This window comes from Mycobacterium sp. 1274761.0, from assembly GCF_001668615.1.
Taxonomy (GTDB): Bacteria; Actinomycetota; Actinomycetes; order Mycobacteriales; family Mycobacteriaceae; genus Mycobacterium.
The window spans coordinates 26884-39232 of record NZ_LZMC01000113.1 but is presented as its reverse complement, the minus strand read 5'-3'; the positions used below and the strand labels follow the sequence as shown (position 1 = coordinate 39232).

Below are 12349 nucleotides of genomic sequence, written 5' to 3'. Positions count from 1 at the left end.
GGAATTCCGTTTAGCGGGAAGAATTAGTCGCCGCCGAGTTTCTTGTAGACCGCGCCGACGATCGGGCTGACGATCGCGCGGGGTGCATAGCCGCTGGCCACCGACATCGCCTTCGATGTCACCCCGGGCACCACCCGCATCTTGTTGCGCTCCAACGCATCCAGCGACAGCTTCGCGGTGTATTCGGTCGAAATCCATAAGAAGTCGGGAATCAGCTTCTCCACCAAGGACTGTTCGTGCTCGGCGGGCAGCGTCTCGCGGACCGGGCCGGGCGCCAGCAGCGTGACGTTCACCCCAGCTTGCTTGAGCTCTCCACGCAGCGACTCGCTGAACGTATTGACGAACGCCTTCGTCGCCGCGTAGGTCGCGTTGTTGGGAATTGGCGAATTGCCTGCGGCCGAACCAGAAATCAGGATTCCGCCAGCCCCGCGCTGCACCATTCCCGGCAGCACCGCCAGGACCAGATCGTGCACACCGAGGACGTTGAGCTGCACCTGCGCCTTCTCATCCGCCGGATCCAATTTGGACACCGGCCCGAACGTCGCCGTTCCGGCGTTGGCGCACAGGATCGAGATGTCGCGGCCGGACAGTTCCTCGGCCAGCTTGGTCCGCTCGGTGGGGTCGGCGAGGTCGACCGGCCGCACCTCGACGACCACGCCGTAGGACTCCGTGAGCCGCTCGGCCAGCGCCCGCAGAACCTCCTCGCGCCGGGCCGTCACGATCAGGTGATGGCCGCGCGCCGCGAGTTCGGTGGCCAGCGCCTCGCCGATGTTCTGCGAAGCGCCGGTGACGACGGCACGGGCATCGGGGCTGGGAGCGGGGACTGCCATGGGCCGGACTATATCGTGGGCGATCGTGAGCGAAACGCGGCCGCCTGAGACCATTCGGCGGTCGCAGGTGCTGTCCTGGGCGCTGTGGGACGTCGGTGCGACGGGCGTCAACGCGGTTGTCGTGACCTTTGTCTTCTCTGTTTATCTGACCAACGCCGTCGGCGATGACCTGCCGAGCGCCACGACGCCGCAGAGCTGGCTGTTCCGGGCACTGGCGTTGTCGGGTCTGGTGGTGGCGTTCCTCGCGCCGGTCACCGGCATCTGGGTCGACGCGCCGTGGCGGCGACGGCGGGTGCTGGCGGCTCTGACCGGGCTAGTGGTGGTGGTGACCGCGGCGATGAGCCTTATCCGAGACGACTACCACTATCTGTGGCCGGGCCTGGCGCTGCTCGCGTTCGCCGCGGCCTGCAGCGAGCTTGCCACCGTGCCGTACAACGCGATGCTGCGGCAGCTGTCCACCCCGCAGACATCCGGCCGGATATCCGGATTCGGCCTGGGGATGGGTTATTTCGGCAGTGTGGCGCTGCTTCTCATCGTCTATCTGATGGTCATCTCAGGTGACGGCGATACCCGCGGGCTGCTCGGCCTGCCCGCGGCCGATGGCCAGAACGTACGCGCGGCGATGCTGATGGCCGCCGCGTGGTTCGTCTTGTTCGCGCTGCCGTTGTTCATCGTCGTGCACCCGACACCGCCGGCCGAGCGGCGCGACGCCATCGGCTTTTTCGGTGCATACCGCAAGTTGTGGGCGGAGGTCGTCGGCGAATGGCGGCGCGACCGCAACGTCGTCTACTACTTGATCGCCAGCGCGGTGTTTCGGGACGGCCTGACGGGTGTGTTCGCATTCGGCGCGGTCCTGGGGGTCAGCGTGTACGGCATCTCGGAGGCCGACGTGCTGCTGTTCGGTGTCAGCGCGAGCGTCATCGCCGCCCTCGGCGCCCTCCTCGGGGGGCTGCTTGACGACAGGTTCGGGTCTAAGCCTGTCATCGTGGGATCGCTGGCCTCGATGATCGCCGTTGCGCTGGTGCTCATGGCGCTGTCGGGCCCCGTCGCGTTCTGGGTCTGCGGGCTGGCCCTGTGCCTGTCGATCGGCCCGACGCTGTCGTCGGCGCGCACGCTCATGCTGCGCTTGTCCGTCGACGGCAAGGAGGGCATCGCCTTCGGCCTCTACACCACTACCGGCCGCGCGGTGTCGTTCCTTGCACCGTCGCTCATCTCACTGTTCATCGACTGGTTCGGCGCGGTGCGGGCCGGCACCGGCGGTCTGATCGTCGTCGTGAGCGTCGGTTTGGCGGCGATGGCGGCGGTGCACGCACCCCACCGGGCTTCAGCGCGTTAACGCGCCGCCGTGCAGATCGTCAGCCCGTTACCGGTGTTCGACTGCACCTGAACGCCGTTGACCGTCACTGTGCATGACACCGCCCTGCCGACGTTGACGATCGTGACGCTCGCTGAATCCTCGGCGGGACTAGGTAATTGCACTTCCTTGCGCCAGGGCAGCACGACGTTGAACTCGGTTTGCAGCAGGCTGCCGGTGTCGACGTAGGTGATGTTGATGGCCCTGCCCGTTCCGGTGACCTCGTACACCACCGACTCGGTGGTGCCGGGTGCGGCAGACGGGCTGGTCGGGCCGGTCGGGCTCGTCGTGGTGGTCGTGCGCGGAGTCGGCACCGGCACGACCGGGGTCAGCGGCCGTTGAGTTGTCGTGGTCGACGGAGTGCGGGTGGTTGTGGGTTCGGGCATCGGCGGCGGCGCCACGACCGTGTCCTGCTTCGAGCTGTTGACGACCACCAAGGCGATCACCAGGGCGACGACCAACAGGACAGCCAGCGCGGCGGCGATCCACAGCCAGCGCGGTGACTTGGGCGGTGGTGGTCCTTCGGGCGGTTCGCCGGGCGGATACGGGGGGCCGTATTGACCGCCCGGGTACTGACCGGTGCCGTAGGGGTCATAGCCGTACGGCGACACCGGCGGCAGTTGGCGGGTCGGGTCGGGCGGCGACTGGTACGCGGGCCCGTACGGGTTCTGGCCGCCGTACGCCGGATCGGGATACCCGGGATAGCTGGGGCCCAACGGCTGCGTCGGATCAGGCCCGTCGCCTCGTGGTGTATTCGTCATACCCACCTCATGGCTGCAGGGTACCTGCGCCGCCGGAGGTGACCCGCCGCCCAGCGGGTAAGCACATCGCTTACGTGCGGCGGCATGGCAAGCTGACGTTGATGAGCCAGATGGTGCGCACGAACTACGGGGCGTCGCTGTCGCCGGACGCGACGGCGTTCGCGCACCTGGTCGACGACGGCGGATATCCGCGGGCCGTTCAACGGTTTCTCCGCGGGTGGCGGGCGAGTTCGTCACGCGACGTCGAACTCCCGGTCGAGGGTCCGGTCTATCGGGTGATGCACTCCGCCGACGGCCACTGGCTGGCGTGCGAAGTGGCGCCCGAGGGCGGCAGCCGCAGTCAGCTATGGGTCGTCACGACCGACCCCGACGACCGCGCCGCCCGGCGCATCGACCGGTGGCCGGCCGGCTTTCCTGAAGGCACAGCGGAGCTGATCGGTTGGGACGGCACACAAGTCGCGGCGATCCTCACTGGCGACGACGGCGTCGGCAGTTCGTGCCTGATCGATCCCAGCGACGGCACGATAACGGTCCTGGACCGACGTTCGGGTGGCCGGCTGGTCGACGCGTGGGCGGGCGCCGCGCTGGTACGCGTGGGCCCGAGAGGGTACCGCGACCTGATCATGCTGCGCGGCCTGACCGAAACGGCGCTGCTGCCTTACGATCCGGGATCGACCACAGATACCGGTGTCATCCTCGACGACCAGCAGCCGCGACGGCTGCGATCCGGTCTGGAGGGGGAGCACTTCGAGCTGTATCACCCCGCAAAGACCTACGGACCCAACAGCACTGAGGGTTATGTGCGCGCGCTGATCCGCAGCGAGAACGGGGCTGAGCACGCCCGACTGCTGGAGGTCACCACGACCGCCGACGGCGTGCACTATCACGTCATCGCCGAACGACCGGGGTATGAGCTCGACGAGTTCGTCGTCAGCGACGACCTGTCCACCGTCGCGATGTTGTGGAACATCAACGGCGCCAGCGAGTTGCAAATCCTCGAATACGCCGACAACACGTTGCACGACCCCATTCCGCTGCCGGGCATGGTGGCCACCGAGCTGTCCATCAGCGCAGGCGGTTCGATGGTGGCGATGACGGTCGAGGGTCCCGACATGCCGCGCACGGTGGAGCTCGTCGACCCGCGTACCAGGGAATGGGAACGCATCGATCGCGAGCCAAGCAGCGGCCCGCTGTCGGCACCTCCCACGCTCGAGATCATCACCGCCCGTGACGGGTTGAAGTTCAGCGGCTGGCTCTTTCGTCCACCCGAGGGCGTCGCCTCGATCGGGGCGATGATGTTTCTCCACGGTGGACCCGAGGGTCAGGGCAGGCCGGGGTATAACGAGTTCTTCCCCGCGCTGCTGGAGTTGGGCATCACGGTCTTCCTGCCAAACGTCCGCGGCTCTGGGGGATTTGGGCGGCACTTCATGCACGCCGACGACCGGGAGAAGCGCTTCGCGGCCATCGATGACGTCGCCGACGCGGCGCTGTTCCTGGTCGACCGCGGGTTCGCGCCGCGCGACCGCATTGCATGCTGCGGCTGGTCGTATGGCGGGTACCTCACCCAGGCGGCGCTGACGTTCCATCCGCAACTGTTCGCCGCGGGTATCAGCATCTGCGGAATGAGCGACCTGAACACGTGGTATCACAACACCGAGCCGTGGATCGCCGCGGCGGCCTACCCGAAATACGGCCATCCGGTCAGCGACAGGGAGTTGCTCGACCAGCTATCGCCTTTGCTGCGGGCGCACGCCCTGACGGCGCCGCTGCTTCTGGTCCACGGCCTCAACGACACCAACGTGCCGCCCAGTGAGTCGCAGCAGATGTACGACGCTTTGCGGATATTGGGCCGCAACGTCGAGCAACTGCTGTTCGCCGATGACGGCCACGAGATCGACAAGCGGGAGAACCGAGCGGTGCTGGTCAAGGCCATGTGCGACTGGCTCACCACGGCGTTCGCCGACTTACAACAGTCCTGAACCGCTCAAGATCAGATTTGAGCGTTTACTGAAATTATCCGCGGGGTAAACCCTCCTGCGCCAACTGGGCGCTCGACAGGAGGAGGCCAGCATGCGTGGTGGCGGAATTCTCGGCGTAATCGTGTTGATTTGGTTGCTGATCGGCGTATTGGCGGCCTACCAGCGCGACTACTTCAAGACCGATTCAAACAACTGCGCCACAGCGGGCACCATCGCGTTGACGGTCGTTGCCGGGCCGTTGAACTACGCGGGGGCCAACCCGAAGGTGGCGGATTGCAACGTCAAACTGCCCGAGCCCAGTCAGTAGTCAACGGGCCCAAAGTAATTCACCGTACAAAGGAGTAGAGCAATGATCGTCCTCGGAGTGATCCTCTTGATACTGGGGATCCTGTTCAGCCTGTCGATCCTGACCTACATCGGTGTCGTACTGATCGTCATCGGCGCCGTGTTCTGGATCCTCGGCGCAACCGGTCGGGCCGTCGGCGGCCGAAAATACTGGTACTAGATACTGACGCCTAGGCGCCGCTTCGGCCGGTCAGGGACAGGGCCGCGATCGTCATCTCTCGCAAGATCGCCCGCGACCCGCGAACCGTTCCTTGGCTGGCCGATTTGGCCGTTGCGGGACGCACGCTGTGCGGCGTCGAGTTCAGCAGTCCGAAGACCGCATGCGCCATGAGCCGAGCGTCGGCGTCACTGTCCGCCCGGCCCAGGCGGAGAAGCACGTCGACCCAAATCTCGACATACTGCCGCTGGGCCTTGCGGACTTGACGTTTCGCTGGCTCGGGAAGGTGTCCGAGGTCGCGGTCCTGAATGCGGATCAGGTCGGACTCGTTGAGCGCGAAGTCGAGATGGAAATCGATGAGACCGTCCAACGCCGTTGCCGCGTCGGATGCCTCGGCGACGACCGATCTCGCTCCGGCGAGCAGTCTGGTACTGATGCCCACCAGCAACTCGACCAGTAGCGCTTCTTTGTTGGGAAAGTGCCGGTAGATCGCGGGGCCGCTGACGCCTGCCGCCGCCCCGATGTCCTCCAGTCGCACGGCGAGAAAGCCACGCTCGGCGACCAGTCTCTCGGCCGCGGCGATCAGCTTGTCGCGGCGATCCGATTTGGCCTTGCTGCGGCTTGTGACGGTGGAATTGGATGCCGGGACCGACAACCGTCACCCCCATCCCGTGGACAATTCGGTTAATCGTGACTAACATCCTACGAGTTAGTCGGCATTAACTCAACCGAAGTGGGCGTATCGATGACAGCAACGCTCCAGGGCAGTCGCGAGCAGCATCTCGCGCTGGTCGCACAGCTGCGGGAGAAGATGGCCGCGGCCGCGCTGGGCGGCCCTGCGAAATCACGCGAGCGCCACGTGGGCCGCGGAAAGCTACTGCCGCGCGACCGCGTCGACGGGTTGCTGGACCCGGGCAGCCCGCTGCTCGAGGTGGCGCCGCTGGCCGCTGATGGCATGTACGACGACGAGTGTCCCGGCGCGGGCATGATCGTCGGCATCGGGCGGGTGTCGGGACGCGAATGCATGATCGTCGCCAATGACGCCACTGTGAAAGGTGGTACTTACTACCCGATTACGGTCAAGAAGCACCTGCGCGCCCAGGAGATCGCGCTGCAGAATCGGCTGCCGTGCATCTATCTCGTCGACTCCGGCGGGGCGTTCCTGCCGCGCCAGGACGAGGTGTTCCCCGACCGCGAGCACTTCGGCCGCATCTTCTACAACCAGGCCACGATGAGCGCCAAGGGAATTCCGCAGATCGCCGCGGTGCTCGGTTCGTGTACGGCGGGCGGGGCGTATGTGCCCGCGATGAGCGACGAAGCCGTCATCGTCCGCAACCAGGGCACGATCTTCCTCGGCGGCCCACCGCTGGTGAAGGCCGCGACGGGTGAGGTGGTGACCGCAGAGGAACTCGGCGGCGGTGACCTTCATTCGAAGACGTCCGGTGTCACCGACCACTTGGCCAGCGACGACCGCGACGCCCTACGGATCGTGCGGCGTATCGTGTCGACGCTCGGGCCGCGCCTTGACCCGCCGTGGGACGTTGTCCCGACCGTCGACGCCGTGGCCGACCAGACCGAGCTCTATGACGTCGTGCCGGTCGATTCGCGGGTGCCCTACGACGTGCACGAGGTCATCACCCGAATCGTCGACGGCGGCTCGTTCGCCGAGTTCAAGGCCGACTACGGGGCCACGTTGGTCACCGGATTCGCCCGCATCCACGGCCATCCCGTCGGCATCGTCGCCAACAACGGCGTGCTGTTCTCCGAATCGGCGCTGAAAGGCGCGCATTTCATCGAGCTGTGCGACAAGCGCACGGTGCCGCTGTTGTTCCTACAGAACATCTCCGGGTTCATGGTCGGACGCGACTACGAGGCCGGCGGCATCGCCAAGCACGGCGCCAAGATGGTTACCGCCGTAGCGTGTGCGCGAGTGCCGAAGCTGACGGTCGTGATCGGCGGCTCGTACGGGGCCGGGAATTATTCGATGTGCGGACGCGCGTATTCGCCTCGCTTTTTATGGATGTGGCCCAACGCCAGGATCTCGGTGATGGGCGGCGAACAAGCGGCATCGGTACTGGCGACCGTTCGCGGTGACATGACGCCGGAACAGGAAGAGGAGTTCAAGGCGCCGATCCGCGCGCAGTACGAGCACCAGGGCAACCCCTTCTATTCCACCGCGCGGCTGTGGGACGACGGGGTGATCGACCCGGCCGACACCAGAACCGTGCTTGGGCTTGCGCTTTCGGTCGTCGGCCAGGCGCCCCTGGAACCGGTCTCCTACGGCGTCTTTCGGATGTGAGCATGACTTTCAACACTGTTCTGGTGGCCAACCGCGGCGAGATCGCCGTGCGGGTCATCCGCACGCTGCGTGAGATGGGTATCCGCTCGGTCGCCGTCTTCAGCGACGCCGACGCCAACGCCCGCCACGTTGCCGAGGCCGACATCGCGGTCGGCATCGGGCCGGCCCCGGCGCGGCAGAGCTACCTCAACATCGCCGCCGTCGTCGATGCCGCCCGCCGCACCGGCGCCCAGGCCGTCCACCCCGGATACGGCTTCCTCTCGGAGAACGCCGAATTCGCCGCCGCGCTGGACGCCGCGGGAGTCGCGTTCGTCGGTCCGCCGGTCAAGGCCATCCAGACGATGGGCGACAAGATCGCGGCCAAGACGACGGTGTCGGCGTTCGGGGTGCCTGTCGTCCCCGGCATAGCCCGGCCAGGACTGACCGACGACGAACTCGTCGCGGCGGCGGGGGATATCGGATACCCCGTGCTGGTCAAGCCCTCGGCCGGCGGCGGCGGCAAGGGCATGCGGGTCGTGCATCAACCATCTGAGTTGCCCGGCGCCCTGGCGAGCGCACGCCGAGAGGCGGGTGCGGCTTTCGGTGACGACACGCTTTTCCTCGAACGTTTCGTGCTGAACCCGCGCCACATCGAGGTGCAGGTGCTCGCCGACGGCTACGGCAACGTCGTGCACCTAGGCGAACGCGAATGCAGCCTGCAGCGGCGTCACCAGAAGGTGATCGAGGAAGCGCCATCCCCGCTGCTGGACGCCGCGACGCGGGCCCGGATCGGCGCGGCTGCATGTGATACCGCCCGCAGCGTCGACTACACCGGTGCGGGCACCGTCGAATTCATCGTGTCCGCCGACCGGCCCGACGAGTTCTTCTTCATGGAGATGAACACGCGCCTTCAGGTCGAGCACCCCGTCACCGAAATGGTCACCGGCATCGACCTCGTCGAGCAGCAGGTACGCGTCGCGGCGGGGGAGAAGCTGTCGATCTCGCAGGACGACATCACGATGACCGGACATGCCATCGAAGCACGGGTCTACGCCGAGGACCCCACGTTGGGCTTCCTGCCGACCGGCGGCGAGGTACTCGGTCTCGTCGAGCCGGAGGGCCGCGGCGTGCGGGTCGACTCCGGACTCGCCGAAGGCACCATTGTCGGCAGCGATTACGACCCGATGCTGGCCAAGGTCATCGCCCATGCCGGCGACCGGTCCGCGGCGCTGCGCACACTGGATCGCGCGTTGGTCGACACCGCAGTGCTGGGCGTGACCACCAACATCGAGTTCCTCCGCTTTCTGCTGGCCGACCCCGACGTCGTCGCCGGTCGACTCGACACAGGGTTGTTGGACCGCAGGACAACGGATTTCACCGCCGCCGAAACCGGCGACGATGAGCTGATCGCCGCGGCTGCATATAAATGGCTGCGCGGCTGGACGGCGCCGACGGGCAACCTCTGGGCGGTGCCGTCGGGCTGGCGCATCGGGACGCACGCTCCCACCGTGGTGCGCCTGCACGCGGGCGAGCGCACCGATCACGTGTACCTCACCGGCACACCAGAGGCGGCGACCGCTGTCGTCGAGGACGGTGAATCACACACGCTGACAGCGACACTCGACGCCGACCGGCTCATCGTGACGCTCGACTGCCTGCGCACCGACTACCTGGTCGCGGCCACCGACGGTCGGATCTGGCTGGCGTGCGCCGGGCACACGACGGCCATCGACGAGGTGCGCGAGGCGCCCGTGCGTCCCGACGACGAACACAGCGGCGACGCCGAACTCGTCAGCCCCATGCCCGGCGCCGTCGTCGCCGTCGGTGTCGAGAACGGCGCAACCGTCGAAGCGGGAGAGGTCGTTGTGGCGGTGGAGGCGATGAAGATGGAGCACGCCTTGACCGCACCGGTCGACGGCGTCGTACAACTACTCGTCGCCGTCGGCGATCAGGTCAAGGTAAGTCAACCGTTGGCCCTTATTACAGCAGTCGAGAAAGAGCAGTCATGAGTGATTTTCTGGCCACCGGCACCCTGCCGGACCACTATGAGCAGCTGGCCAAGACGGTGCGCGACTTTGCACAGAGTGTCGTGGCGCCGGTGGCCGCCAAGCACGACGAGGAGCATTCGTTCCCATACGAGGTGGTGTCGGGGATGGCCGACATGGGCCTGTTCGGTTTGCCGTTCCCCGAGGAGTACGGCGGCATGGGCGGCGACTACTTCGCGCTGTGCCTGGCGCTGGAAGAACTCGGCAAGGTCGACCAGAGCGTGGCGATCACGCTGGAGGCCGGAGTTTCCCTCGGGGCAATGCCGGTTTACCGGTTCGGCAACGAGGAGCAGAAGCGGGAATGGTTGCCGCTCTTGGCAAGCGGCAGGGCGCTCGGTGCCTTCGGCCTGACCGAGGCGGGCGGCGGAACCGACGCCGGCGCCACCAAGACCACAGCCAAGCTCGACGGCGATCACTGGATCATCAACGGCAGCAAGCAGTTCATCACCAACTCGGGTACCGACATCACCAAGCTGGTGACCGTCACCGCGGTCACCGGCGAAGCCAACGGCAAGAAGGAGATCTCGTCGATCCTGGTGCCGGTGCCCATCGAGGGCTTCACCGTCGAACCCGCGTACAACAAGGTGGGCTGGAACGCATCGGACACCCACCCGCTCAGCTTCGACGACGTGCGCGTGCCCGCCGAGAACCTGCTGGGTGAGCGCGGTCGCGGCTATGCCAACTTCCTGCGAATCCTCGATGAGGGTCGCATCGCGATCGCCGCGCTGTCGGTCGGCGCCGCGCAGGGCTGCGTCGACGAATGTGTGCGCTACGCCAAGGAACGTGAAGCGTTCGGCGCCGCGATCGGCACATACCAGGCCATCGCCTTCAAGATCGCGCGCATGGAGGCCCGTGCACATGTTGCGCGCACGGCCTACTACGACGCGGCCGCACTCATGTTGTCGGGCAAGCCGTTCAAGAAAGCCGCCGCCATCGCCAAGATGGTCGCCAGCGAGGCGGCAATGGACAACGCCCGCGACGCCACCCAGGTCTTCGGCGGATACGGCTTCATGAACGAATATCCGGTTGCGCGGCACTACCGCGACAGCAAGATCCTCGAAATCGGCGAAGGGACAACCGAAGTGCAGTTGATGCTGATCGCGCGGGAGTCGGGACTGTGAGTGCCGAAGGCGGTTCGCCGAAAGTCGTAGTTCAGCGGGGATTGTGGTACGAGGAGTTCGAAACCGGTGTGCGCTACCTTCACCGGCCCGGCCGCACCATCACCGAGGCGGACAACGTTCTGTTCACCACGCTGACCATGAACACCCAGGCGCTGCATCTCGACGCCGCCTTCTCCGACGCCTTGCCGCCGTTCAACCAGCGGCTGGTCAACTCGATGTTCACGCTGTCCACGCTCGTCGGCCTGTCGGTAGCCCAGCTGACCCAGGGCACGATCGTCGGCAACCTCGGCTTCGGCGAGGTGGCCTTCCCGAAGCCCCTGTTCCACGGCGACACGCTCTACGCCGAGACAGAAGTGATCGACAAGCGCGAGTCGAAGAGCCGCCCGGGCGAGGGCATCGTCACCTTCGCCCACACCGGCCGCAACCAACATGGCGACATCGTGGCGACGGCGTCACGAAAGACCATGGTGCGCAAGCGTCCTGAGGGAGATGCGCAGTGAGCCTCCAGCAGTCCGGGCCCGGGTGGCTGTTCTGCCCAGCTGACCGTCCGGAGCGATTCGATAAGGCCGCCGCGGCAGCCGACGTGGTGATCCTCGATCTGGAAGACGGTGTGGCAGCGAAGGACAGGGACGCTGCACGCGAGGCGCTTGTGCAGGCGCCGCTGGATCCCGACCGCACCGTGGTGCGAGTCAACCCCGCAGCCACCGACGACCATCAGGCCGACCTCGAGGCGCTGTCGAAGACCAAGTACACGACGGTGATGCTGGCGAAAACCGAGGACCCGCAGCAGATCCGCGACCTCGCACCGCTGGATGTCGTCGTGCTGATCGAGACACCGCTGGGCGCGGTGATGGTCAACGAGCTGGCCCGTATCGACAACGCGTACGCGCTGATGTGGGGTGCGGAGGACTTGTTCGCGGTGACGGGCGGGACGGCCAACCGATGGCCGGACGGCAGCTATCGCGACGTCGCCAAGCACGTCCGGTCACAGACCCTGCTGGCGGCCAAGGCGTATGGGCGGATGGCGCTCGATTCGGTGTACCTCGACATCAAGGATCTCGACGGGTTGCGGGTCGAGGCCGACGATGCGGTCGCCGTCGGATTCGACGCCAAGGTCGCCATCCATCCAACCCAGGTGGCGGTGATACGCGGCGCCTACGCGCCGACCGACGAGCAGGTGGACTGGGCACGGCGGGTGCTCGAGACGGCCCGCAGCGAGCGCGGCGTCTTCCAGTTCGAAGGGCTGATGGTCGATTCTCCCGTTCTTCGCCGGGCGGAGCGCATCATGGGGCTCGCCCCCACCAATCCGCTGTAAGAGATCACGCCTCTCGTGAACCGCCGCGTCGAACCCGTGCACACCTCCCGGGTCGCGGCATAATGGTGGATGCCCCAGTGCTGCGGCGAGCAGAGCGCATCGTCCAGCTGGCGCCTCACCCTGGCGCCTAGCCGGTGGCCCCTCACCAGGGGTTTGCTCTGACC

12 protein-coding genes are annotated in these 12349 nt (G+C 66.5%); 9 read left to right on the top strand and 3 right to left on the bottom strand.

Features of this window, described 5'->3' with window-relative positions; genetic code table 11:
* Window positions 1–23: 23 nt before the first annotated feature.
* The gene (gene cmrA / locus A5651_RS24420) at window positions 24–830 is read right to left on the bottom strand and encodes a mycolate reductase (RefSeq protein WP_066987404.1); all 807 of its coding nucleotides are present in this window, start codon (window positions 828–830) and stop codon (window positions 24–26) included.
* On the opposite strand from cmrA, the gene A5651_RS24415 reads away from it, so the two are divergent.
* On the top strand, window positions 829–2166 hold the full coding sequence (locus A5651_RS24415; protein WP_066987401.1) for an MFS transporter: 1338 nt from the start codon (window positions 829–831) through the stop codon (window positions 2164–2166). The two genes, cmrA and A5651_RS24415, sit on opposite strands and share 2 nt — an antisense overlap.
* Here A5651_RS24415 and A5651_RS24410 read toward each other — a convergent pair.
* The gene (locus A5651_RS24410; protein WP_066987397.1) at window positions 2163–2945 is read right to left on the bottom strand and encodes an MmpS family transport accessory protein; all 783 of its coding nucleotides are present in this window, start codon (window positions 2943–2945) and stop codon (window positions 2163–2165) included. The two genes, A5651_RS24415 and A5651_RS24410, sit on opposite strands and share 4 nt — an antisense overlap.
* Before the next feature lie 101 nt (window positions 2946–3046).
* Here A5651_RS24410 and A5651_RS24405 point away from each other — a divergent pair, with 101 nt between their 5' ends.
* The 3 genes from A5651_RS24405 to A5651_RS25780 all read left to right on the top strand — a co-directional run bounded on the left by A5651_RS24405 (window position 3047) and on the right by A5651_RS25780 (window position 5429).
* On the top strand, window positions 3047–4924 hold the full coding sequence (locus A5651_RS24405; protein WP_082943961.1) for a S9 family peptidase: 1878 nt from the start codon (window positions 3047–3049) through the stop codon (window positions 4922–4924).
* A gap of 91 nt (window positions 4925–5015) precedes the next feature.
* Window positions 5016–5231, top strand: coding sequence for a hypothetical protein (locus A5651_RS24400; protein ID WP_066987391.1), 216 nt, complete (start codon window positions 5016–5018; stop codon window positions 5229–5231).
* Between the two features lie 42 nt (window positions 5232–5273).
* Window positions 5274–5429, top strand: a complete 156-nt coding sequence (locus tag A5651_RS25780) for a DUF6131 family protein (RefSeq protein ID WP_197496756.1) — start codon at window positions 5274–5276, stop codon at window positions 5427–5429.
* Between the two features lie 10 nt (window positions 5430–5439).
* Here A5651_RS25780 and A5651_RS24395 read toward each other — a convergent pair whose 3' ends face one another.
* A complete protein-coding gene (locus A5651_RS24395) occupies window positions 5440–6081 on the bottom strand; it encodes a TetR/AcrR family transcriptional regulator (protein WP_066987388.1) in 642 nt (213 codons plus the stop codon).
* A gap of 90 nt (window positions 6082–6171) precedes the next feature.
* On the opposite strand from A5651_RS24395, the gene A5651_RS24390 reads away from it, so the two are divergent.
* Genes A5651_RS24390 through A5651_RS24370 form a run of 5 tightly spaced genes read left to right on the top strand, consistent with a single transcriptional unit; the run spans window position 6172 to window position 12185 of the window.
* Window positions 6172–7725: a carboxyl transferase domain-containing protein gene (locus A5651_RS24390; protein WP_066987385.1), complete on the top strand. Its 1554-nt coding sequence runs from the start codon at window positions 6172–6174 to the stop codon at window positions 7723–7725.
* Between the two features lie 2 nt (window positions 7726–7727).
* Complete coding sequence (locus tag A5651_RS24385) at window positions 7728–9713, top strand: acetyl-CoA carboxylase biotin carboxylase subunit (protein WP_066987382.1); 1986 nt, start codon at window positions 7728–7730, stop codon at window positions 9711–9713.
* On the top strand, window positions 9710–10870 hold the full coding sequence (locus A5651_RS24380) for an acyl-CoA dehydrogenase family protein (protein ID WP_066987379.1): 1161 nt from the start codon (window positions 9710–9712) through the stop codon (window positions 10868–10870). The genes A5651_RS24385 and A5651_RS24380 overlap by 4 nt, the downstream gene beginning before the upstream one ends.
* On the top strand, window positions 10867–11370 hold the full coding sequence (locus A5651_RS24375) for a MaoC family dehydratase (protein WP_066987375.1): 504 nt from the start codon (window positions 10867–10869) through the stop codon (window positions 11368–11370). Before A5651_RS24380 ends, A5651_RS24375 begins: the two co-directional genes overlap by 4 nt.
* Window positions 11367–12185, top strand: coding sequence for a CoA ester lyase (locus tag A5651_RS24370; protein ID WP_066987372.1), 819 nt, complete (start codon window positions 11367–11369; stop codon window positions 12183–12185). Before A5651_RS24375 ends, A5651_RS24370 begins: the two co-directional genes overlap by 4 nt.
* The last annotated feature ends 164 nt before the right edge of the window (window positions 12186–12349 follow it).